This window comes from Solirhodobacter sp., from assembly GCF_964715405.1.
In genome coordinates this window covers 1-23758 of record NZ_CBAICG010000001.1, presented here as the reverse complement: position 1 = coordinate 23758, position 23758 = coordinate 1, and the positions used below count along the sequence as shown (strand labels likewise).

Below are 23758 nucleotides of genomic sequence, written 5' to 3'. Positions count from 1 at the left end.
CCGCCCCCTGCTTGCCTTGCCGGGCCCAAGGCCCAGGTTTATAGACGCCAGCACGCAGAACATCGGTTGAACCCGGCGCCGCCAAGTGCGAGCCATACACGAGCCAAGTCTTTCACAAGGACGCAGACCCATGCCCGCTTACCGTTCCCGCACCACCACCCACGGCCGCAACATGGCCGGCGCCCGCGGCCTGTGGCGCGCGACCGGCATGAAGGACAGCGACTTCGGCAAGCCGATCATCGCCGTGGTCAACAGCTTCACCCAGTTCGTGCCGGGTCACGTCCACCTGAAAGACCTCGGCCAGCTTGTGGCGCGCGAGATCGAGAAGGCGGGCGGCGTCGCCAAGGAATTCAACACCATCGCCGTCGATGACGGCATCGCGATGGGGCATGACGGGATGCTTTACTCGCTTCCCTCGCGCGAGTTGATCGCGGATTCGGTCGAATACATGGTCAACGCGCATTGCGCCGACGCGATGGTCTGCATCTCCAACTGCGACAAGATCACCCCCGGCATGCTGATGGCGGCAATGCGGCTGAACATCCCGGCCGTCTTTGTTTCGGGCGGGCCGATGGAGGCGGGCAAGGCCGTCCTCAAGGGCAAGCAGGTCGCGCTGGATCTGGTGGATGCGATGGTCGCGGCGGCCGATGATGCCGTGAGCGACGCCGACGTGCAGGTGATCGAGCGGTCCGCCTGCCCGACCTGCGGGTCGTGCTCGGGCATGTTCACCGCCAATTCGATGAACTGCCTGACCGAGGCGCTGGGGCTGTCGCTGCCCGGCAACGGCTCCACCCTCGCCACCCATTCCGACCGCAAGGAGCTGTTTCTTGAGGCCGGGCGGGTGATCGTCGACCTGGCCAAGCGCTACTATGAACAGGACGACGCCACCGCCCTGCCGCGCGCGATCGCGACCAAGGCGGCGTTCGAGAATGCCATGACGCTCGATATCGCGATGGGCGGCTCGACCAACACGGTGCTGCACATCCTTGCTGCCGCGCATGAGGGCGAGGTCGATTTCACCATGGCCGACATCGACCGGCTGTCGCGCCGGGTGCCGGTGCTGTGCAAGGTGGCCCCGGCGAAATCCGACGTGCACATGGAAGACGTGCACCGCGCGGGGGGCATCATGGCGATCCTCGGCCAGCTTGACGCGGCGGGCCTGATCGCGCGCGACCTGCCGACGGTGCACGCGCCCAGCCTTGGTGCCGCGATCGACCGCTGGGACATCAGCCGCAATCCTCAAGAGGACGTGAAACACCTGTTCCTCGCCGCGCCGGGCGGGGTGCCGACGCAGGTGGCGTTCAGCCAGAGCGCGCGCTGGGACGATCTTGACCTTGACCGCGAAAAGGGCGTGATCCGCTCGGCCGAAACGCCGTTTTCCAGGGATGGCGGGCTGGCCGTGCTCAGCGGCAACCTCGCGCCCGAAGGCTGCATCGTGAAGACGGCGGGGGTGGATGACAGCATCCTGAAGTTCACCGGCCCGGCGCGGGTGTTCGAAAGCCAGAACGCGGCGGTCGAGGCGATCCTGTCCAACCGGATCGTCGCGGGCGACGTGGTGGTGATCCGCTACGAAGGGCCGAAGGGCGGGCCAGGGATGCAGGAGATGCTGTATCCGACCAGCTACATCAAGTCGAAGGGTCTGGGCAAAACCTGCGCACTGGTCACCGATGGCCGCTTCTCGGGCGGCACCTCGGGGCTGTCGATCGGCCACGTCTCGCCCGAGGCGGCCTCGGGCGGCACGATCGGGCTGGTGCAGGACGGCGACAGCGTCGAGATCGACATCCCCAGCCGGTCCATCGTGCTGGCGGTGCCCGCCGAGGAACTGGCCCGCCGCCGTGCCGCGCAAGACGCGAAGGGCTGGAAGCCCGCCGCCCCCCGCGCCCGCAAGGTGACGCCCGCGCTGCGGGCCTATGCCCTGATGGCCACCAGCGCCGCACAGGGCGCGGTGCGGGTCGTGCCCGAGGCGTGACGGATCGGCCAAGGCTGCAAGCCCCGGATTGCCGATCGGCGATCCGGTTGGTGTCGGTGGTGCTCTGCGTCACCGGCGCGACGGGCTGAGAATGCGGGGGGCCTGGAACGCCCCCTTGACGGGCGGCGTTCCGATTGCGCCAAATGCGCAGGCCCCGCCCGAAAGGATCCCGCGCATGACCCGCCCCGACCCGCGCATGACCGACTATGCCCGCGCCGATACTGCGCTGTTGTTCGTCGACATGCAGCGGATGTTCTGCACCCCCGGCCGTGACCCCGGCCACCCCGACATGGGCGCCGACAGTTATTATCACCGCCGCCTTGCCGAGCGGGTGATCCCGAACCAGACCCGCTTGCTGGCCGCCGCCCGTGCTGTCGGCGTGCCGGTGCTGCACACCATCATCGAGGCGCTGACCGAGGACGGCCGCGACATTTCGCTGGACCATCGGCTGTCGGGCCTGCTGGTGCCCAAGGGCCACCCCGAGGCCGGGCCGATCGAACCCCTGGCCACGCGGGTGAACGAGATCGTGCTGCCCAAGTCGTCATCCGGTGTGTTCAACTCGACCGCCATCGACTACGTGCTGCGCAACATGGGCATCCGGCGGCTGATCGTGGCGGGGGTGGTGACCGACCAATGCGTCGACATGGCGGTGCGCGACGCCGCCGACCGCGGCTATCTGGTGACGCTGCCCGAGGATGCCTGCGCGACCTACACCGAGGCCCGCCACACCGCCGCGCTGGCCGCCTTCGGCGGTTACTGTTGGGTCACCGACAGCGCCACCGTGCTGGCCCGGCTGGAGGCTGCGGCGTGACCGGCCTCGTCAGCCTCGTCACCACCGATTTCGCCGGGATCACCCGCGGCCGGGCAATCCCCGCCGCGTCGTGGCGCAAGGGCGGGCCGAACTCGGTCGGCTGGGTGCCCGCCAATGCCGCGCTGACCCCGTTCGACCTGATCGCGGAGCCCAACCCCTGGGGTTCCACCGGCGATCTGCGGTTGCTGGCCGATCCCGCCAGCCGGTTGCACTTTGCCCTGCCGGGCGCGCCCACCCCGCTCGACTTCGCGCAGGCCGACATCGTGGAGCTTGACGGCGCGCCCTGGCCGCTGTGCCCGCGCGGGGTGCTGAAGGCGGCGCTGGCCGCGCTGGAGGCCGAATGCGGCCTGCGCCTGCGCATCAGCTTTGAACACGAGTTCCAGATCCTCGGCGCAGGCTGGCCCGCCGCCCCCGCCTTCTCGCTGCGCGCGCTGCGGCGGGCGGAGCCGTTTGCGACCGACCTGATGGCGTTGCTCGATGCCGCGGGGATGGGCCCCGAGGTCGTCATCGCCGAATACGGCACCGACCAGTACGAGGTGGCGATCGCCCCCGCCCCCGGCCTGGTGGCCGCCGATCGCGCGGTGGCGCTGCGCGAGGTGGTGCGCGAGATGGCGGCGCTGCGCGGCTGGCGCGCCAGCTTTGCGCCCAAGACCGCGGTCGATGGCGTCGGCAATGGCGTGCATATCCATTTCTCGCTAAGTGACACGGCCGATCGTCCGGTGACCCATGACGCCGCCCGGCCCGGCGGGGTGTCGGCGCAGGCGGCGTCCTTCGTGGCGGGCATCCTGCGCCACCTGCCCGCGCTGATCGCCTTCACCGCCCCGAGCCCGGTCAGCGGCTTGCGGTTGCAACCGCACCACTGGTCGTCCAGCTACACCTGGTTCGGCGACCGCGAACGCGAGGCGAGCCTGCGCATCTGCCCGGTCAACCGGATCGGCGGCGGCGACCCGGCGCGCGCCTTCAACATCGAATACCGCCCCGCCGACGCCACCGCCTGCCCGCATCTGGCGCTGGCCGTGATGGTGCGCGCCGGGCTGGAAGGCTTGCGTGCCGCCCTGCCCGCGCCGCCGCTGTTTTCCGGCGATCCGGCGCTGCTGCCGCAAGCGGAGCGGGATCGCCTCGGCCTGCACCGCCTGCCCGCAAGCTTGCCCGACGCGCTGGCGGCACTGATGGCCGACACCACCGTCACCGGCTGGTTCGACCCGCGTCTGGTGGCGACCTACACCGGCATGAAACGGATGGAGATCGCGCTGGCGGGCGCCGCGATCGACGATGCGCTCTGCGCCCGCTACGCGGCGATCTACTGAGCCGCCGGTTGACAGCGCCCCGGCAGCGCCCCTAGCGTCGACACAACGACAGGGGCACCGTCATGGATATCCGCACCTACGCCGGTTTCGTCGCCGCAGCCGAGCTTGCCAACATCACGCTGGCGGCGCAGCGGCTGAACATCACGCAATCGGCCCTGTCGCGCCAGATCCAGGGGCTGGAGGAATCGCTGGGCCTGCGGCTTTTTCAGAAGTCGGGCCGCAACGTGCGCCTGACGGCGGCGGGCGAGGCGCTCTTGACCCGCATCAACGGCGTGCTGGTCGCCGACCGCGATCTGCGCGCCTTCGCGGGCGATCTGGCCCGCAACCAGAGCGGGCTGTTGAAGATCGGCGCCTGTTCGCAACTGATCGAGCGCTACCTGCCCGATTTCCTGCGTGTCTGGCGCGGCGCCAACCCCGGCGTCGATGTCCGGCTGGAGGATGGCGGCGGCCCCGAACTGGCCGAAAAGCTGCACGCGGGCACCGTTCATCTGACGATCAGCGCGATGCCCTCGGCGCCCATCGAGGTGTTCGAGACGGTGCGGCTGGGCGAACTGGCATTTCTTGCCGTCGCCACGCCCGAATTCCTGCCCGACACCGGCGGCCCGATCGAGATCACCGACCTGCTGGAAGGCCCGATCCTGACGCTGAACAAACGCCACGCCTCGCGCGAGGTGTTCGACGCGGCCTGTCGGCTTGCGTGCGCGGTGCCGCGGATCGTGCTGGAAAGCACCTCGCCGCATACCCTCTTTGCGATGGCCGAGGGCGGCAACGGCATCGCGGTGGTGCCCTCGTCGGCGCGACTTTCGGGGCGCGCACTGGTCAGTCGGCCGATCACGCTGCGCGGCGAACTGGTCCGCTTCGACATCTGCGCCATGTCCGACAGCCGCGCGCCGCTGCCCGCCTATGGCCGCCGCTTCGTGGCCGCCCTGCGCGCCCATATCCTGGCCGAGGAACAGGCCAGCCATCCGCAACCGGCGCGCGGGCATCTGCACATCGTCTGATTCATTCCGCATCGGCATGGGTTTGCCGCCAAATCTTTCATTGGACGCATCTGTTTGTCGGTCGCTACGCTGCGCAACACGGGGCTGTGAACGGCCCCTGCGACGCGCTGGAAGGATGGCAGGGCAAAGATGGCCGGGAATGACTTGCGGCAGTTCAGAACCCTGAACCAGGAACGGATCGTTCTGGTCGTCGCCGTGCTGATCTTCGGCGCGGCGGCGGTGGAACTGCCGGGCTTCCTGACCGTCGACAACCTGATCTCGGTGGTCCGGTCCATCGCCGTGCTGGGCATTCTGGCGCTGGGCATGTCGGTCGTCATCATCGGCCGCGGCATCGACCTGTCGATGGTCGCGGTGATGGCGATGTCGGTGGCGTGGTATCTGCAACTGCTGGGCGGCGGCATGGCCGATCACAGCGCGCTGGCGCTGGTGCTGGCGGGGGTGCTGGCGATCGGTCTGGTGAACGGGTTTCTGGTCGCCTACGCCGAGGTGCCCGCGATCTTCGTGACACTGGCCAGCGGGTCGTTCGTGTTCGGCTACGTCCGCTCGCAACTGATCATGTCGGATGCGGTGCCGGTGCCCGATGGCCATTGGGTGGCGCTGATGGGGGGGCTGCGCTTTCTGGGCGTGCCGGTCGAGGTCTACCTGTTCGGCCTGCTGTCGGGCGCGGTGTTCCTGTTCCTGCGCTTCACCAAATGGGGCCGCTACGTCTATTTCGCGGGCGACAACCCGGTGGCGGCGCGCAACATCGGCATTCCGGTGCGCCCGATGCTGGTACTGCGCTATGTGCTGTCGGCGCTGACCGCCTTTACCGGCGGGTTGCTGACGGCGGCCAGCCTGCATTCGATCAACACCCGGGTGGTGAACTCCACCCTGCTTTACGACATCGTGCTGGTCGCGGTGATCGGCGGCATCGGCCTGTCGGGCGGCAAGGGCGGCGTGCGCAACGTGCTGGTGGGGGCGGCGCTGATCGGCCTGATGCTGAACGCGATGACGATCCTCGACATTCCGCTGATCTATCAGAACCTGATCAAATCGACGATCCTGCTGTTCGCGATCATCGTCGATGGCCTGCTCAACCCGCGCGACGAACAGACCGCGCAACAAGGGGACATCTGAGACCCCCGAGACCACCGAAAACCAACAGGGAAAAGGACAACGCGATGAAGATGCTACGAACCCTTCTGACCGCCGCCGCGATGACGGTGGCGGGTCTGGCCGCCCTTCCGGCCGCGGCCCAGGACGCATCCCCGGCGATCTATGCCAAGGCACTGGCGGGCAAGCATGTGCTGCTGGTCCCGATGGCGATGGGCTTCGACCTGGCGCAGGGCTGGGCCGCGATCCTGAAACGCGAGGTGACCGCCTTCAGTGGCGTGCTTGAGACCCGCGACCCGAACTGGAGCGTCGAGGCCGGGGCGCAGGCGATCACCGAGGCGATTTCGTCGGACCACAAGCCCGATGTGCTGGTGGTGATGTCGCCCGACCTCAACTCCTACTCCAAGCTGATGAAGAAGGCGCAGGCGGCGGGCATCTATGTTCTGCTGATCGACAACCCGGCCAACTTCGCCGCCGACGCCTATCTGGGCAGCGACTGGACCCAGCTTGGCCGGTTGGAGGCCGAGGCGGCGATCAAGGGCTGCACGGGCGGGTCGAAGAAGATCGGTCTGGTGCAGGGCGACGAGGTCAACGCGACCAGCCTTTACCAATACGCGGGCATCATGGACGTGCTGTCCAAGCACCCCGATTTCGAGGTCGTGGCCAAGCCCGACTCGAACTGGGACGCGACCACCTCGCGCAACGTGACCACCACGATGCTGCAACAGCACCCCGAGATCTGCGCGATCATCGACTTCTGGGATGGTGACGCCTCGGGCGCCGCAGCGGCGATCCGCGATGCCAAGCTGCAGGACAAGGTGTTCCTGGTCACCACCGGCGGCGGCGAGAAGGCGGCCGACTGCGACATGATCGAGAATGGCACCTATGGCGCGGTGGTGATGACCGAACTGGCGCAGGAAAGCACCAACATGGTGACGATCATCAAGTATCTGCTGCAAAGCGGGCAGAAGCCGGGCACCTCGTCACCCTTCATCTACACTCTGCTGAAGTCGACGACGAAGGCCGATCTGCGGCCCGACAGTTGCTGGGATCTGAAGGCGCTGCAGGCGATGGCCGGCAACTGATGCCGCGGACACCGGCATGATCGGGCGGCCGGAGCCATTCGGCTGCCCTCCTTTCCCTGACCCGATGGATGCCCGATGACCCTCCGCGAGCGGCTGCAGGCCTGGCGCTACAACCTCGTGCCCGATCACGTCATCGGCGAGATTCTGACCAAGCGCTGGACCGATAACGCGATCCCGTTTCTGGCGCTGGTGATCGTGGTGGCAGGTTTCGGCAGCGCCATTCCGGGCTTCTTCAAGCTTTACGCGCTGCAGGAATCCACCCGCCAACTGGGCGAGTTCAGCCTGGTGGTGATCGGCCTGACGGTGGTGATGCTGGGCGGCGGCATCGACCTGGCGGTGGGCTCGATCTTCGCGCTGTCGGCCTTTGCCGCGGTCTCGGTGTTCTTCATCTTCGATCAGCCGGTCTGGCTCGCCTTCGCCGCCTCGATGGCGACCGGCGCGGTGTTCGGCGCGATCAACGGCTATCTGATCGGCTTCCTGCGGCTGCGCGCCTTCATCACAACGCTGGTGACCTTCATCATCGGGCGCGCGCTTTACGACATTCTGGTGGTCAGCTTCGGCTCGAAAATCCAGATGTCCACCGCGTCGTCCGACGTCTGGGATTTCATCGGCGACGGCACGGTGGCGGGCCTGTCGATCCCGGTTCTGGCGGCGCTGGTGCTGGCGGTCGTCACCCATGTGGCGCTGACCCGTTCACGCCCCGGCTGGCATGTGCTGGCGGTCGGCGGCTCGCGCCGCTCGGCGCATAACGCGGGCATCAAGGTGCGCCAGACGGTGTTCCTGACCTACGTGTTTTCCGGCCTCTGCGCGGCGGCGGCGGGGTTCCTGATCGCCACCCGCCTCAGCGGCGCGGGCCCCGGCACCGGGCAGGGGCTGGAGATTCTGGCGCTGACCGCCGCCGTGGTGGGCGGCAACAGTCTGGGCGGCGGCCGCGGCTCGGTCGTCAAGGGGCTGATGGGCGCGGTGATCGTGCTGGTGATGACCAACGGGCTGATCCGGCTGGGCTATGGCACCGGCACCAACCAGATGGTGCTGGGCCTGCTGCTGGCGGTGGCGGTCACCACCGACATCCGCTGGCTGAAGAACCGCCACAAGGTGCTGAACGAGGTTTACGTCGCCCCGGTCTACCTGCGCATGGGCGAGGCACCTTCGGCGGTGCCGGGCTCGGGCACACCCTATGCGCTGAACAATCGGCTGGCGGAGGCGGCGCATATCGGGCTGGGCGCGGTGGAGGGGCCGGAAGACGTGATCCTGGACCGCGACGACCACCTTTACTGCGGCACCCGGCATGGCGAGATCGTGCGCTTCTTCGCCCCCGACTACGCACGGTCGGAGGTCTTCGCCCATGTCGGCGGCTTCCCCCTTGGGCTTGCCTTCGACCGCGCGGGCAACCTGCTGAGCTGCGTCGGCGCGATGGGGCTTTACGCGATCTCGCCCGACCGCAAGGTCACCAAGCTCTCTGCCGAGACCCGCCGGTCGTTCACCTCGATCGTCGATGACGCCCGGCTGCGCGACCCCAACGACCTCGACATCGCGCCCGACGGCCGCGTTTATTTCACCGACTCCACCAAGCGTTACGACGCGCATGATTGGGCGCTCGACAGCATCGAGAACCGGGCGACCGGGCGGCTGCTGGTCTATGACCCCCGCGACGGCAGCACCAAGACGCTGCTGGACGGCTATCGCTACACCAACGGCGTGGTGATGGCGCATGACAACAGGTCAGTCTTCTTCTGCGAAAGCTGGGCCTGCCGCATCCACCGCTACTGGCTGGAGGGGCCGAAGGCCGACACCGCCGAATGCGTGATCCGCGACATGCCGGGCTATCCCGACAACATCAACCGCGCCTCGGATGGCACCTACTGGATGGCCTGGCTGGGGATGCGCACGCCCTCGTTCGATCTGTCGCTGCGCCACCCGGCGATGCGCAAGCGGATGGCGCGGCGCCTGCCGCAGGATGACTGGCTGTTTCCCAACATCAACACCGGCGGCGTTGTGAAGTTCACCGAACAGGGTGAGATCCTCCAGACGCTGGGCGATCTGACCGGGCTGGCGCATCCGATGGTCACCTCGATGCGCGAACACAAGGGCGAGCTGTTCATCGGCGGCATCCTGAACAACCGCATCGGCCGCTTCCGGATCGAGGGCGCCGACCCGACCTGGACGGCGAACGACGCCTACTGGGGGCCGCGCGCATGATCTTTGACCCGCTTCTGAACCTCTTGCGCGGCCGCGCGATCACCATCCCGCCGATGGACGGCGCCTTCCGCGCCAACACCGCGCTGGACGAGGCCCCGGTCTTCGCCGCGCTGCCCGAGGCCGACAACCTCTGTATCGCGGGCGGGCGGCTGCTGGCCACCAGCGGGGCGAACCTTTTTGAGCTTCTTCCCGACTTCATGCCGGAAGTGGTGCGGGCCTTCCCCGCCGCCATCACCGCGCTGGCCGCAGGCGCGGATGGTGCGCTGGCGGTGGCGCTGGACGACGGCAGCCTGAGCGTGGACGGCGCGCCCGTCGCGCTGCCCAGGGGTGTCGCCTGCATCACCGCGCTGGCCTATGGCCCCGATGGCGCGTTGTGGCTGGCGAACGGGTCCGACCGTCACCCGGCCTCGGGCTGGGTCGCCGACCTGATGGAGAAGAACGCCAGTGGCTCGGTCTGGCGGCGGGGGGCGGATGGCGCCTTCGTCGCCCAGGCCGATGCCCTCGCCTGGCCCTTCGGCCTGCTGCCCGACGCCAGGGGCTGCGTGGTCAGCGAAAGCTGGCGCCACCGGCTGGTGCGGGTGGGCGATGGCACCGTGGAGCCGGTGCTCAAGCACCTGCCCGGCTATCCCGCGCGCCTCGCGCCCTGCGCCGATGGCGGGGCCTGGCTCGCGATCTTCGCCCCGCGCAACCGGCTGATCGAGCTGGTGTTGCAGGAAACCCACTACCGGTTCGACATGATGGCCAGCGTGCCCCGCGCGTTCTGGATCGCCCCGGCGATGGCCTCGGGCCGCAGCTTTCTGGAGCCGTTGCAATGCGGCGGCATCCGCACGATGGGGGTGCACAAGGCCTGGTCGCCCAGCCGGTCCTACGGGCTGGCGGTGCGTCTTGGCCCCGACCTTGCCCCGGTCAGCAGCCTGCACAGCCGCGCCAACGGCCACCACCACGGCACCTGCAGCGTGATCGAGCATCAGGGCCGCCCGCTGGTCGCCAGCCGCGGCGGCAACTGCGTTCTGGCGCCGGAGGGCATGGCATGACCCCGATCGTGCGGCTGGAGAAGATCACCAAGGCCTACCGCAGCGTGCCTGCCGTCAGGGAGGTCGATTTCGATCTGGCCGAGGGCGAGATTCACGCCCTGCTGGGCGAGAACGGGGCCGGCAAATCCACGCTGACCAAGGTGATGGCGGGGGTGGTGGAAGCCACCTCTGGCCGGATGATCTACCGCGGGCAGCAGGTGCGGTTCGCGAACCCGCACGAGGCGTTGCAGGTCGGCATCGCGATGGTGTTTCAGGAAACCAGTCTGGTGCCCTCGATGACGGTGGCGCAGAACCTTTACCTCGGCGCCGAGCCGTTCATGAACCGGCTGCGCGGCACCTACATCGCGGCGCAGCAGTTCCTGCAATCGCTGAACTTCCCGGTCGATCCCACCGCGATGGTCGAAACGCTGGGCGCCGCCAAGCGCCAGATGGTCGAGATCGCCCGCGCGGTGCACCACAACGCCCGCGTCATCATCTTCGACGAACCGACCGCCAGCCTGACCCCCGAGGAAAAGCGCCACTTCTTCGCGCTGCTGCGCCGTCTGAAGGCGCGCGGCGTGTCGATCGTCTTTATCTCCCACGCGCTGGAGGAGGCGCTGCTGATCTCCGACCGCATCACGATCCTGCGCGATGGCGAGCTGGTGGCGACCGGCCCGACCGCCGGGTTCGACCGTGACAAGATCATCGCGGCGATGGTCGGGCGCACGCTGTCGGGTGCGCTTTACCGCCAGCGCGACGAGGCGCGGCTGCGCAAGCCGGGGCGCAAGGTGCTGTCGGTGCAGGACATCTCGATGGGGGCGATGGTGCGCAACACCTCGTTCTCGGTGTTCGAGGGGCAGATCACCGGGGTCTTCGGGCTGATCGGATCGGGCCGGACGGAAACCTTCAAGATCGTCGCGGGCATCTTCAAGCGCGACTTCAAGCGCGGCGGCACCATCGCGCTCGATGATCGCCCGGTGCGCTACACCACGCCCGCCGAGGCGGTGCGCGACGGCATCGCCTATGTCTCGGAGGACCGCAAGTCCGAGGGGATTTTCGAAACCATGTCGATCGGCGAGAACCTGTTCGGCGGCCTGCTGGCGGCGGGGCACGAACAGGGGCTGGTGATCCGCAGCCGCGCCATCCACGACCTGGCGGCGGAATGGACGGGCAAGCTGAACATCAAGTCGATCAACCCCGATGCCCGCGTGGTGGAACTGTCGGGCGGCAACCAGCAGAAGGTGGTGATCGGCAAGGGGCTGGTGCAGCAGCCGCGCATCGTGATCTTCGACGAACCGACGCGCGGCGTCGATGTCGCGGCCATCGCCGAGATTCACCAGATCATCAACGGCTTGGCCGATGCCGGGCTGGCGGTGGTGATGATCTCGTCCTACCTGCCCGAGATTCTGAACCTGTCCGACCGCATCCTTGTCTGTCGGCAGGGCCGCATCGTCGAGGAACTGTCGCCCGCCGAGGCGACGGAAGAAAAGATCATGTATGCCGCCGTCCACTAGGCGGAGGCCAAGGAGACACCGTGACGAAAACGACCTGGACCTTTTATCGCGGCGCCTGGCATCAGGGCGACACCCGCATCCTCGGCGCGGCAACGCACGGCGCCTGGCTGGGCAGCCTGGTGTTCGACGGCGCGCGCCTGTTTGACGGAGTCGCCCCCGACCTTGACCGCCATTCCGCCCGCGTCAATGACTCTGCCCGCGCGCTGGGGCTGGCGCCGACCCTGACCGGCGCGGCGATCGAGGCGCTGACCTTCGAGGGCCTGAAGAAGTTCGCGCCCGGCACCGATGTCTACATCCGCCCGATGTACTGGGCCGAAGACAGCGACGCGGGCGTGCTGCCACCCAGGCCCGACAGCACCGATTTCGCGCTCTGTCTGGAAGAGATGCCGATGGTCGCGCCGACCGGCTTTACCATCACCACCACCCGCTTTCGGCGCCCGACGATGGAGGTGATGCCGGTCAACGCCAAGGCCGCCTGCCTTTACGCCAACAACGCCCGCATGGTGCGCGAGGCGCAATCGAAGGGCTACCAGAACGCGCTGTGCTGCGACGCCAACGGCAATGTGGCGGAACTGGCGACCTCCAACGTCTTCATGGCGCGCGGCGGCGAGGTGTTCACACCGATCCCGAACGGCACCTTCCTGAACGGCATCACCCGCCAGCGCGTCATCGGCCTTTTGCGCGGCGCGGGCGTCATGGTGCACGAGATGACGCTGACCATCGCCGATTTCCGCGGGGCCGACGAGATTTTCTCGACCGGCAACATCTCGAAAGTGGTGCCGGTGATCGGGTTCGACGACAGGCCGCTGCCCTTCGGCCCCATCGCCCGCAAGGCGCGGCAATTGTACATGGACTGGGCGCACGCCTGACCAAACGGAGGATGACATGGCAACCGTGAAACTGCTGACCGACGCCGAGGCCGAGGCGATTCCGGCCGTCAAGGCCGTCTTCGACGACATCCGCGCAACGCGGAAATCGGATTTCGTCAACAACTTCTGGCGCGGGCTGGCGAACGACCCGGTGACGCTGGCGCGAACCTGGGTCGGCCTCAAGGCGGTGATGACCGGCGACACCGCCCTGCCCCCGATGGTGCAGGAGATGATCTATATCGCCGTCTCCACCGCCAATGGCTGCACCTACTGCGTCCACTCGCACACCGCCGCGGCAAGGGCCAAGGGGATGACCCCGGCGCAGCATGCCGAACTGCTGGCGATCATCGGGCTGGCGGCGCAGACCAACCATCTGGTCACCGCGATGCAACTGCCGGTCGATCCGGCCTTTCTGGTCGAGAGCTGACGATGACGCCGGGGGGCCTTGTCGCGCACGCGCCCGGTGGGCCCGAGGTGATGGAATGGGTCGACCTGCCCACCCCCGCCCCCGGCCCCGGCGAGGCGCTGGTGGCCCAGACCGCGGTGGGGGTGAACTTCATCGACATCTATTTCCGCAGCGGGCTTTACCCCTGGCCCCCCGGCCCGATGATCCCCGGCGCCGAGGCGTCGGGGGTGGTCGAGGCGGTGGGCGAGGGCGTGACCGGCCTGCGCCCCGGCGACCGTGTCGCCTATATCCTGCCGCATGGCGCCTATCGCACTCACCGCGCGGTGCCCGCCGACCGGCTGGTGCGCCTGCCCGAGGGCATCGACCCGGTGGCGATCGCGGGCGCCATGCTGAAGGGGCTGACAGCGCAGTATCTGGTGACCGCCTCCTACGCGGTGCAGGCCGGGGATACCGTGCTGGTTCATGCGGCGGCGGGGGGCGTGGGGCTGATCCTGGGTCAGTGGCTGCGGGCACTGGGGGCGCGGGCGATCGGCACCGCGGGCACACCGGAAAAGGTGACGCTGGCGCTGGCGCATGGCTACGACTACGTCATCAACTACCGGACCGAGGATTTTGCCGCGGTGGTCGCCGAGCTGACCGGCGGCGCGGGCTGCGCCGCGGTCTATGACAGCGTCGGCGCCGACACCTGGCGCGGCTCGCTCAAGTGCCTGCGGCGGCGCGGCATGTTCGTGAACTTCGGCCAATCCTCGGGGATGATCCGCGATTTCGCGCTGTCGGACCTTGCCGCGGGCGGCTCGCTGTCGGCCAACCGGCCGGTGGTCTTCGACTACATCGCCGAGCGGGCCGAACTGCTGGACCGCGCGGGCGATCTGTTCGCGCGGCTGCTGAACGGCTCGATCCGGCTTGACGTGGCGACCACGCGCCCCTTGCGCGAGGCCGCCGCCGCCCATACCGCTTTGGAAGCGCGCCAGACCACCGGATCGACCATCCTGATCGTCTGACCGTGCCGCTGAACCAGACCGAGGACGCCATGCCCAACGCCACGCTGTTCGATCTGACCGGCCGCCACGCCCTGATCACCGGGGCCAGCCGTGGCATCGGCCGCGCCATCGCCGAGGCGCTGAGCGCCGCCGGGGCCGAGGTGGCGGTAACCGCCCGCGACCCCGCCGCGCTGGCCGAGACCTGCGCCGCGATCCGGCAGGCAGGCGGCGCGGCGCACGCGGTCGGCCTCGACGTGACCGATGTGGGCCGCATCGCGACGGCGACCGAGGAGGCCGCGCAGCGGATGGGCGGGCTTGACATTCTGGTGAACAACGCGGGCGTCGAAGAGGTCCGCCCCTCGCTGGATGTCGATGAGGCGCTGTGGGATCGCATCCTCGACACCAACCTGAAAGGCGCGTTCTTCTGCGCGCAGGCGGCGGCCCGGCGGATGATCGCGGCGGATCGACCCGGCTGCATCGTCAACCTTTGCTCGCTGACCTCGGCCGTGGGCATCCCGACGGCGGTGCCCTACGGCGCGTCGAAGTCCGGGCTGCTGGGCATCACGCGGGCGCTTGCGGCGGAGTGGGCGCCGCAGGGCATCCGCGTCAACGCGATCGCGCCCGGCTACTTTCGCACCGCGATGACGGATGCGTTCTACGCCGATCCCGCGTGGCAGGACCGGATGCGGGCGCGCATCCCGATGGGTCGTTTCGGCGCCCTGCCCGATCTGCACGGCATCGCGGTCTTCCTTGCCTCCGACGCCTCGGCCTATATCACGGGCCAGTGCTTTGCGGTCGATGGCGGCATTCTGGCCGCGCTCTGACCCGCGCGTGACGTTCCGACACGGGGCAAGTCCTGCCCCGCCCGATCAAGAGGCGACCCATGTCCGACATCCGTTTCCACGACCTTGCCACCCTCACCCCGCCCGAACGCGCCGCCCTGCTGCGCCGCGCCGAAACCGACCTGTCGGAGTATGTGCGCCGGGTCGAGCCGATCATCGCCGCCGTCCGCGCGGAGGGCGACGCCGCCCTGATCCGCTTTGCGCGCGAGTTTGACCGTGCCGAGGTGCCCGAGGGCGGCTTGCAGGTCTCGCAGGCCGAGTTCGAAGCGGCCTTCCGCAGCGTCGCCCCCGAGGTGATCGCGGCGATCGTATTCGGCATCGCCAACATCCGCAGCTTCCACGAGGAACAGCGCCCCGAGCCGATGTGGCTGAAGGAAATCCGCCCCGGCGCCTTTGCCGGCGACCGTTTCACGCCGATCCAGTCGGTCGCCCTCTATGTGCCGCGCGGCAAGGGGGCGTTTCCTTCGGTCACCATGATGACCTCGGTGCCTGCCGTGGTGGCGGGGGTGCCGCAGATTTCCATCGTCACGCCGCCGACGCCCGATGGCGGGGTGGATGCTGCGACGCTGGTCGCGGCCCGGCTGGCGGGGGTGGAAACGGTCTACAAATGCGGCGGCGCGCAGGCGGTGGCGGCGGTGGCTTATGGCACCGAAACGGTGCGCCCGGCGATCAAGCTGGTTGGCCCCGGCAGCCCCTATGTGGTGGCCGCGAAATCGGTGCTGGCACAGGTGATCGACACCGGCCTGCCCGCCGGCCCGTCCGAGGCGATCATCTTTGCCGATGACGGGATCGACGGCGGCCTTGCCGCGCTCGATCTGCTGATCGAGGCGGAACACGGGCCGGATTCGGCGGCCTACCTCGTCACCCACAGCCGCCGCGTGGCGGAACAGGCGCTGGCCGCCCTGCCCGGCCATTGGGCGCGCATGACGCCGCAGCGGGTGGCGTTCTCGCGCGCCGTGCTGACCGGCCCGCGCGGCGGCATCGTGCTGACCGGCTCGGTCGAGGAAAGCTACGCCTTCATCAACGACTTCGCGCCCGAGCATCTGGAGATTCTGTCGCTGGATCCCTTCGCCCATCTGGGCCGGATCACCGAGGCGGCCGAGATTCTGCTCGGGCCGCACACGCCGGTCACGCTGGCCAATTTCGTGCTCGGCCCCAACGCGGTGCTGCCGACCAGCCGCTGGGCGCGCACCTATGGCCCGCTGTCGGTCACCGATTTCGTCAAGCGGTCCTCGATCGGCTATGTCACCTCGGTCGCCTACCCCGAGCTTGCCCGCAACGCCAGGCTGCTGGCGGATTACGAGGGCTTCAGCTCGCACGCCAACGCGGTGTCGGCGATCCGCGACGGCTATCTGAAGCGATGAGCCGCACCGCCGAGATCAGGGCGCTGGCCTATGCCGATCCGGCGGCCGCGACGGTGGCGCTGGCCGCCCTGCTGCGCGACCGGTTCGGGATGGTGGCGCAGGACGTGCGGATCAACCTTGACAAGTACAGCCTCAACTCGCTGAACGGCTTTTTCACGCATCAGGGCACCGCCTTTTTCTTCAAGTTCCATCAGGAGGAGGGCGAGGAGGCGATGACCGGCGAATACTATCGCGCCGGGTTGCTGGCCGAGGTGGGGCTGCCGGTCGATCTGCCGGTGCGGATGTCGGCCGAACCGGGCGAGCAGATCCTGATCTACCGCCGCCGCGACGATCCGCGCTTTTCCGATGTGCTGCACGCGCTCGACCGCGCCGACGATCCCGCCGCGCGCGCGCTGGCGGTGCGGGCCGAACAGCCGCTGGCGGCCGATCTGCTGCGCGTCACCCGCGCGACGCTGCACCCGATCACGGCCGCCGAGGCGGCGGCCGAACCGATCCACCGGCTGTTCCACGAACGCCTGATCGACAGCCGGACGCGCGCCTATCCGGGCGGGCGGCTCGCCTCGTTCTACCTTGGTCAGACGGTGCGGTTTCCCGGCCTTGATCTTGCGTGGGAGGAGTTCGCCCGCCTGCGTTTCGTGATCAACGGCCGCCCCTATGCGCGGCCCGTTGGCGCGCTGTTCGATGCCGCCGCCGACCGGCTGCGCCCCGACCGGCTGGCCGACGCGGGCGGCGTGACGGCGCATGGCGATGCCCACAACGCCAATGTCTGGTATGCGGCGGGCGAGACCGGGCCGCGCCTGATCTTCTTCGATCCGGCCTTCGCCGGGCGCCATGTGCCGACCCTGCTGGCCGAGGTGAAGGCGACCTTCCACAACGTCTTCGCCCATCCGTTCTGGCTTTACGATCCCGCCGAGGCGACGGCGGCCTTCCGCGCCACGGCGCGCCGCGACGGCACCGATCTGCATGTGGAGACCGACTGGGATCTGACCCCGATCCGCCGCGATCTGCTGGCGGTCAAGGCCGACCAGTTCTGGCGCCCGCTGCTGGCCGAGTTGAAGGCGCGCGACCTGCTGCCCGCCGACTGGCGCGAGGTGCTGCGGCTGGCGCTGTTCCTGTGCCCGACGCTGGTGATGAACCTGCGCGCCGGGGCGCAGGCGCATACGCCCACGTCATCGCTGATCGCCTTCTCGGTGGCGGTGATGGCGGGCAGCGCGCCGCTGCAGGGTCGGGACCGGGTGACCGCGTTCCTTGATGCGATCGCGCCGGATTGATGGCTTGGGCGCGGGGGTGTGCGGCCTTGACAGGACCGCCCGGCCCGCGTTGGAATGGCTCGTCGCCGACCGGTCGGGCGCGATGACCATTTGTGCTGATGTGTTTGTGCCAACCAGAAGAACGCCGCCGCGAACCTGACAGCGCCCGGCCACAGAATGGGGATATCCAGATGAAAACCTTCGCCAATCCGTTTCTCGGGCTCGTCACCGCGGCCCTCCTGAGCCTTGGCGCCGCGCCTGCGGTGCAGGCCGACGGCATCCCGACGACGCCGGAACCCGGCAGCTTCAAGCTGGGGATCGAGCCCTGGCTGGGCTATGGCCAGTGGTATGTCGCACAGGACAAGGGCCTGTTCGCCAAGAATGGCCTTGCCGACGTGCAGATCGTGAACTTCGCCGAAGACAAGGACATCAACGCCGCGCTCGCCAGCGGCCAGCTTGATGCCGCCAACATCGCCACCCATACCGCGATGGGCATGGTGGCGGCGGGCCTGCCGGTGAAGATCGTGCTGCTGCTGGACGTCAGCATGACCGCCGACGCGATCATCGCGGGCAAGGGCATCACCTCGATCGCCGATCTGAAGGGCAAGCAGGTCGCCTTCGAGGAAGGCACCACCAGCGACATCCTGCTGAAATACGCGCTCGACAAGGCCGGGATGTCGGTGGCGGATATCCAGCCGGTGCCGATGCCCGCCTCGGATGCGGGCGGCGCGCTGATCGCGGGCCGGGTGCCGGTGGCGGTGACCTACGAGCCCTACCTGACCGCCGCGATGGCGCAGGACAAGGACGTGAAGGAAATCTTCTCGGCCGGCATCGACCCCGGCCTGATCAGCGACGTGCTGGTGGTGCGCGACGAGGTGATCAAGTCGCACCCCGGCCAGGTGCTGGCGATGATCAAGAGCTGGGATCAGGCGCTGGCCGCCTACAAGGCCGACACGCCCGGCGGCCGCGCGATCATCTCGAAGGCCGTCGGCGCCAGCGTGGACGAGTTGAACACCGCCTTCGACGGCGTGCGCTACTACTCGGTGGCCGACAACAAGACCGCGCTGACCGGCGACTTTTCCACCAAGACCTTCGCCGATGTCGAGGCGGCCGCGAAGAAGGCGGAACTGCTGAAGGCCGACGTGACGCCCGAGCAGATGATCGACCCCGCCTTCGTCAAGGCGGCGCCGTGACGGCAGCGGGCCGTTAGGGCGCGCGGGCCGGGCATGGCGGGCAAGGCCGGGCAAAGGGCGCGGATGCGCGCCTCGGGGATCGGTGCGCCGATCTCTCGGGGGCGGTTCGTCGGCATCGCGGTCTCGGTCTTTGCCGGGCTTGGCGTGCTTTGGTGGGCGGTGACCGCCTTCGGGCTGGTCACGCCGATCTTCCTGCCCTCGCCCGGCAGCGTCATCGCCCGGCTTTACACCCTTGCCGCCGATGGCACGCTGCGCACCGACCTTGCCGCCTCGCTTTACCGGATCGGGTTCGGCTTCCTGATCGCCTCGGTGCTGGCGATCCCGATCGGCGTCGTGATCGGCAACTTCACCGCCTGGGAGGCGGCGATCGAGCCCTTGGTGGATTTCATCCGCTACATGCCGGTGGTGGCCTTCGTGCCGCTGTCGATCCTGTGGACCGGCACCGGCGACCTGCAGAAGTTCCTGATCATCTTCATCGGCACCTTCTTCCAGCAGGTGCTGATGATCATGGACAACGTCAAACGTGTGCCGCGCGACTTCATCGGGCTGGGCCGCACGCTGGGCCTGAGCGACCGCCAGATCCTGACCCGCATCGTGGTGCCCAGCGCGCTGCCCGGCATCTGGGACACGATGCGCATCACGCTGGGCTGGGCCTGGACCTGGCTGGTGCTGGCCGAACTGGTGGCGGCAACCTCGGGCCTTGGCTACCGGATCACGGTGTCGCAGCGGTTCTTTCAGACCAACACGATCATCGGCTACATCCTGCTGCTGGGGGTGCTGGGCCTGATCACCGATCAGGCGATGAAAGCGCTGGAAAAGCTGCTGTTCCGGCAGGAACGGGATCTGCAATGACCGCGCCGAAGCTGCATATCGGGGCCCTGAGCAAAAGCTTCGGCCCGCCCGGCAAGCGGGTCGAGGTGCTGCACGACATCACGCTCGATCTGGCCGACAACGAATTCGTCTCGCTCGTCGGCACCTCGGGTTGCGGGAAAAGCACGTTGCTGTCGATCGTCGCGGGGTTGCAGGATTTCGACGCGGGCGATCTGGATATCGACGGCGCACCGATCCTGAAACCGGGGCTGGATCGCGGCGTGGTGTTCCAGTCCTACACCCTGCTGCCCTGGCTGACGGCGCAGCAGAACATCGAGTTTGCGCTGAAGGCGGCGGGGGAACCGGCGGCCCGCTGCCGCGAGATCGCGCGCGAACATCTGGCGCTGGTCGGGCTGACCGGGTCGAGCGACCGCTATCCGGCGCAACTGTCGGGCGGCATGAAGCAGCGCGTGGCGATCGCCCGCGCGCTGTCCTACCGGCCCAAGATGCTGCTGATGGATGAGCCCTTCGGCGCGCTCGACGCGCTGACGCGGCACCAGATGCAGGAGTTGCTGACCGGCATCTGGGAACGCCACCGGCTGACCGTGCTGTTCGTCACCCACGATGTCGAGGAGGCGGTCTACCTGTCGGACCGCATCGCCGTGATGGGCATCGGGCCCGGCCGCATCACGCAGGTTTTCGAGGTGGGGCTGGCGCGGCCGCGGCGTGAAGAGGTGATGGAAACCACCGCGTTTCTGGAGCTGCAACGGGCGGTGCACAAGGCGATCCGCGACGGGTCAAAACCGCGCGCGTGACCCCTGCTGGTGGCCAACCGTGGCGTACCTCTTGCCGCCGCGCCGGTAGCGTGTATTTATCGGGAAAGAACAGAGAGGCTCCCGGTGTCGCGCAGCAACAGCGTCTACAAGGTGATCCACAATCGCAGCCTTGACTTGGTGCAAAGCCGTGGGCTGGGCGAAGACCTGCCACCCGAAACGGAACTGGCCGCGCGTCTGGACGCCAGCCGCACCACGGTGCGCGCGGTGCTGAACCAACTGAACAAGACCGGCGTGATCCGCTGGAACGGGCGCAGCAAGACGATCATCCGCCTGCCCGGCCCGCCGGACTACTTCGCCGAGGAAGAGACGCTGTCGGCCACCGAACGGGTCGAGACCGCGTTCATGGACTACATCCTCAGCGGCGATCTGGCGCCAGGCGCGATCCTGCGTGAAAGCGAACTGGCGCGGGAGTTCGGCGTCAGCCACTCGGCGATCCGGGAATACCTGATCCGGTTTTCGCGCTTTGGCTTGATCGAGAAGAAACCGAACCGCCACTGGGTGCTGAACGGCTTCACCCGCGACTTCGCCATCGAGGTCTTCGACGTGCGCGAGATGTTCGAGATCCGCGCGCTGCGCGATCTGCTGGGGGCCCCGCTCGACGCGGCGGCGGTGACGGAACTTCGCGCGCTCGCTGCGCAGCACAAGGCGTTGCTGGGCCGTATCGACGACGATTTCCTCCGCTTTCCGCGCCTCGACGAGCGTTTTCACAAACTGATCACGTCGCGGCTGCACAACCGCTTTGTCGACGATTTCTTTGCCCTCGTTTCGCTGATCTTCCACTTCCATTACCGCTGGAACAAGTCGCATGAAAAGGACCGCAACCGGATTGCCGCGATCGAGCATCTGGCGGTGATCGAGGCGCTGCTGGCGGATGATCCCGCGCGGGCCGAAGAAGCGTTTCGCCGACACCTGCAATCGGCGCGCCAGACCCTGATGGACTCGGTGCAATGGGATTGATCGGGCGCCCCTCCGGCACGGTGCTGCAATTCGGCACCAGCCGGTTCCTGCAAGCCCATGCCGACCTCTTCCTCGACGAGGCGGGGGCCGGGCCGGTGACCGTCGTTGCGTCCAGCGGCGGCGCGGCGGGTCTGGCGCGGGCGCGCGCCTTCAACGACCCCGCGGGCTATCGGGTGATCCTCCGCGGCCTTGTCGACGGCCAGCCGGTCGAGACGCGCCAGCAGGTGCATGTGGTGACGCGCGGGCTGACGGCCGAGGCGGATTGGCCCGAGGTGCTGCGCATCGCGGCGCAAGAGGCGCGCTGCGTGATCTCGAACACGACCGAGGCGGGGCTGGTCGCGGGCGACGAGGTCATCGACCTGCGCCACCCCGAGGCGTCGGTGCCGCCGTCGTTTCCGGGCAAGCTGCTCGCCTGCCTCGCGGCGCGCCATGCCGCCGGGGGTGAGGGGCTGACGGTCTTTCCGACCGAACTGGTGGCGCGAAACGGCGCGGTGCTTGAAACCCTCGTGCGCGACATGGCGCGGCGCAACGGGGCCACGCCCGGCTTCCTCGACTGGATGGCGGCGCGCTGCGTGTTCGCCAACAGCCTTGTCGACCGCATCGTGTCGGAGTCCCTTGAACCGCTGGGCGCGGTCGCCGAGCCCTATGCGCTGTGGGCGATCGAGCGCCGACCGAACCTTGTGCCGCCCTGCACCCATCCCGCAATCCGGATCGTCGACGACCTGGAGCCCTATCAGCGGCTGAAGGTCCACATCCTCAACCTCGGCCACACCGTCCTGGCGCAAACCTGGCTGGACGGCGGATGGCCCGTGCAAACGACGGTGCGTGAAATGCTGGCCGATGTCCGTACCCGCACGGACCTGCTGCGCCTCTATCACGACGAGGTGCTGCCCGGCTTTGCCGCGCGCGGCCTGGGGCCAGAGGCCAAGGCCTATCTGGCGACCACGCTCGGGCGGTTCGACAACCCGTTCCTTGCGCATCGCGTCGCCGATATCGCCAAGGGCCACGGCGCCAAACTGCAAAGCCGGATCGGTGCCTTCATCACCTGGGCGGGGGCCGCCGGACCCCTGCCGATGCCGCGCCTGAGGGCGCTGGCGGCGCGGTCGGGATAACCCGTCCCGACCTGTTGGCGGCGAGAAACTCCTTGTCAGCTTTGTCTCTTATCCATAATAATCATCTTCGCAACGGACAGAAGGGCACCATCGCGCCCCGTGAACTGGACGTGCCTAGGGAGAGAGAAAAATGAAATCATTGACTAGCTTTGGCCGCCGCGCCACGCTTGGCGTCCTTGGGGCCGCGTTTGCCGTCAGCCTGCTGCCGGCAACGCCGTCCTTCGCCGCCGACGTGACGATTCCGATCATCGTGAAGGACACGACCTCGTTCTACTGGCAGATCGTGCTCGCGGGCGCGCGTCAGGCCGGCAAAGACCTGGGCGTGAACGTGCCGGAACTGGGCGCCCAGTCGGAATCCGACATCAACGGCCAGATCAGCATCCTTGAGAACGCCGTCGCGGGCAAACCCGCCGCCGTCGTGATCTCGCCGACCGAGTTCAAGGCGCTTGGCGCCCCGATCGACGAGGCCGCCAAATCGGTTCCGATCATCGGCATCGACTCGGCCGCCGATTCGAAAGCCTTCACCTCGTTCCTGACCACCGACAACGTGCAGGGCGGCCGCGTGGCCGCCGACGGGCTTGCCGCGGCGATCAAGGAAAAGACCGGCAAGATCGCGGGCAACGTCGCGCTGATCACCGCGCTGCCGGGCGTCGGTTCGCTGGACCAGCGCGCCAAGGGCTTCAAGGAAGAACTGGCGGCGAAGTATCCCGACCTGAAGCTGACCGCCGACAAGGTCGCTGACGGGCAGGCCACGACCGGCCTGAACATCACCACCGACCTCCTGACCGCCGACCCGAACCTGGTTGGCATCTTCGCCTCGAACCTGATCATGGCGCAGGGCGCGGGCCAGGCAATCGCGGAAAACAAGGTGGCCGCCAAGGTCGCGCTGGTCGGCTTCGACAATGACGACAAGCTGGTCGGCTTCCTGAAGGACGGCACCATCGCGGCGCTGGTCGTGCAGGACCCCTACCGGATGGGCTATGACGGCATCAAGACCGCGCTTGCCGCCTCGAAGGGCGAAAAGGTCGACGCCAACGTCGACACCGGCGCCAACCTGGTGACCAAGGCCAACATGGACGATCCGAAGATCGCGGCGCTGCTGAACCCGAAAGTGAAGTGACGGGTGCGGGGCGCCGCCGGGCTTTGGC

At 68.2% G+C, this 23758-nt stretch carries 21 protein-coding genes; all 21 read left to right on the top strand.

Annotation, left to right across the window (positions count from 1 at the left end):
- Positions 1-130: 130 nt before the first annotated feature.
- The 21 genes from ilvD to AC11WY_RS00005 all read left to right on the top strand — a co-directional run bounded on the left by ilvD (position 131) and on the right by AC11WY_RS00005 (position 23730).
- Entirely contained in the window at positions 131-1969 is a 1839-nt protein-coding gene (ilvD, locus tag AC11WY_RS00105) for a dihydroxy-acid dehydratase (RefSeq protein ID WP_482921242.1), read from the top strand.
- A 175-nt stretch (positions 1970-2144) separates the two neighbouring features.
- Positions 2145-2780 (top strand): cysteine hydrolase family protein, encoded by a 636-nt coding sequence (locus AC11WY_RS00100; protein ID WP_482921240.1) that lies wholly within the window; start codon positions 2145-2147, stop codon positions 2778-2780.
- Positions 2777-4087 carry a type I glutamate--ammonia ligase gene (locus AC11WY_RS00095; protein ID WP_482921238.1) on the top strand — a complete coding sequence of 437 codons (1311 nt, stop codon included), beginning with the start codon at positions 2777-2779 and terminating at the stop codon, positions 4085-4087. Before AC11WY_RS00100 ends, AC11WY_RS00095 begins: the two co-directional genes overlap by 4 nt.
- Before the next feature lie 62 nt (positions 4088-4149).
- Complete coding sequence (locus AC11WY_RS00090) at positions 4150-5088, top strand: LysR family transcriptional regulator (RefSeq protein WP_482921236.1); 939 nt, start codon at positions 4150-4152, stop codon at positions 5086-5088.
- A gap of 129 nt (positions 5089-5217) precedes the next feature.
- Positions 5218-6204: an ABC transporter permease gene (locus tag AC11WY_RS00085; RefSeq protein ID WP_482921234.1), complete on the top strand. Its 987-nt coding sequence runs from the start codon at positions 5218-5220 to the stop codon at positions 6202-6204.
- A gap of 44 nt (positions 6205-6248) precedes the next feature.
- Positions 6249-7265, top strand: coding sequence for a sugar ABC transporter substrate-binding protein (locus AC11WY_RS00080; protein WP_482921232.1), 1017 nt, complete (start codon positions 6249-6251; stop codon positions 7263-7265).
- 75 nt (positions 7266-7340) lie between these two features.
- Positions 7341-9464, top strand: coding sequence for an ABC transporter permease (locus AC11WY_RS00075; RefSeq protein ID WP_482921230.1), 2124 nt, complete (start codon positions 7341-7343; stop codon positions 9462-9464).
- Positions 9461-10498: an SMP-30/gluconolactonase/LRE family protein gene (locus AC11WY_RS00070; protein WP_482921228.1), complete on the top strand. Its 1038-nt coding sequence runs from the start codon at positions 9461-9463 to the stop codon at positions 10496-10498. Before AC11WY_RS00075 ends, AC11WY_RS00070 begins: the two co-directional genes overlap by 4 nt.
- On the top strand, positions 10495-11991 hold the full coding sequence (locus tag AC11WY_RS00065) for a sugar ABC transporter ATP-binding protein (RefSeq protein WP_482921226.1): 1497 nt from the start codon (positions 10495-10497) through the stop codon (positions 11989-11991). The genes AC11WY_RS00070 and AC11WY_RS00065 overlap by 4 nt, the downstream gene beginning before the upstream one ends.
- A 20-nt stretch (positions 11992-12011) precedes the next feature.
- Entirely contained in the window at positions 12012-12860 is an 849-nt protein-coding gene (locus tag AC11WY_RS00060) for a branched-chain amino acid aminotransferase (protein WP_482921225.1), read from the top strand.
- A 16-nt stretch (positions 12861-12876) separates the two neighbouring features.
- Positions 12877-13287: a carboxymuconolactone decarboxylase family protein gene (locus tag AC11WY_RS00055; RefSeq protein ID WP_482921224.1), complete on the top strand. Its 411-nt coding sequence runs from the start codon at positions 12877-12879 to the stop codon at positions 13285-13287.
- Positions 13288-13289: 2 nt separating this feature from the next.
- A complete protein-coding gene (locus tag AC11WY_RS00050) occupies positions 13290-14267 on the top strand; it encodes a quinone oxidoreductase family protein (RefSeq protein ID WP_482921223.1) in 978 nt (325 codons plus the stop codon).
- A 2-nt stretch (positions 14268-14269) separates the two neighbouring features.
- On the top strand, positions 14270-15070 hold the full coding sequence (locus AC11WY_RS00045) for an SDR family NAD(P)-dependent oxidoreductase (RefSeq protein WP_482921221.1): 801 nt from the start codon (positions 14270-14272) through the stop codon (positions 15068-15070).
- 59 nt (positions 15071-15129) lie between these two features.
- Positions 15130-16452, top strand: a complete 1323-nt coding sequence (hisD, locus tag AC11WY_RS00040) for a histidinol dehydrogenase (protein ID WP_482921219.1) — start codon at positions 15130-15132, stop codon at positions 16450-16452.
- Positions 16449-17723, top strand: a complete 1275-nt coding sequence (locus tag AC11WY_RS00035) for a hypothetical protein (protein WP_482921217.1) — start codon at positions 16449-16451, stop codon at positions 17721-17723. Before hisD ends, AC11WY_RS00035 begins: the two co-directional genes overlap by 4 nt.
- Before the next feature lie 170 nt (positions 17724-17893).
- Positions 17894-18895 carry an ABC transporter substrate-binding protein gene (locus tag AC11WY_RS00030; protein ID WP_482921215.1) on the top strand — a complete coding sequence of 334 codons (1002 nt, stop codon included), beginning with the start codon at positions 17894-17896 and terminating at the stop codon, positions 18893-18895.
- A gap of 33 nt (positions 18896-18928) precedes the next feature.
- Positions 18929-19747, top strand: coding sequence for an ABC transporter permease (locus tag AC11WY_RS00025; protein ID WP_482921213.1), 819 nt, complete (start codon positions 18929-18931; stop codon positions 19745-19747).
- Positions 19744-20520 carry an ABC transporter ATP-binding protein gene (locus tag AC11WY_RS00020; protein ID WP_482921211.1) on the top strand — a complete coding sequence of 259 codons (777 nt, stop codon included), beginning with the start codon at positions 19744-19746 and terminating at the stop codon, positions 20518-20520. The genes AC11WY_RS00025 and AC11WY_RS00020 overlap by 4 nt, the downstream gene beginning before the upstream one ends.
- A gap of 84 nt (positions 20521-20604) precedes the next feature.
- Positions 20605-21498 (top strand): GntR family transcriptional regulator, encoded by an 894-nt coding sequence (locus AC11WY_RS00015; protein ID WP_482921208.1) that lies wholly within the window; start codon positions 20605-20607, stop codon positions 21496-21498.
- Positions 21489-22610, top strand: a complete 1122-nt coding sequence (locus AC11WY_RS00010) for a mannitol dehydrogenase family protein (RefSeq protein ID WP_482921206.1) — start codon at positions 21489-21491, stop codon at positions 22608-22610. The genes AC11WY_RS00015 and AC11WY_RS00010 overlap by 10 nt, the downstream gene beginning before the upstream one ends.
- A 130-nt stretch (positions 22611-22740) precedes the next feature.
- A complete protein-coding gene (locus AC11WY_RS00005) occupies positions 22741-23730 on the top strand; it encodes a substrate-binding domain-containing protein (RefSeq protein ID WP_482921204.1) in 990 nt (329 codons plus the stop codon).
- Positions 23731-23758: the final 28 nt, after the last annotated feature.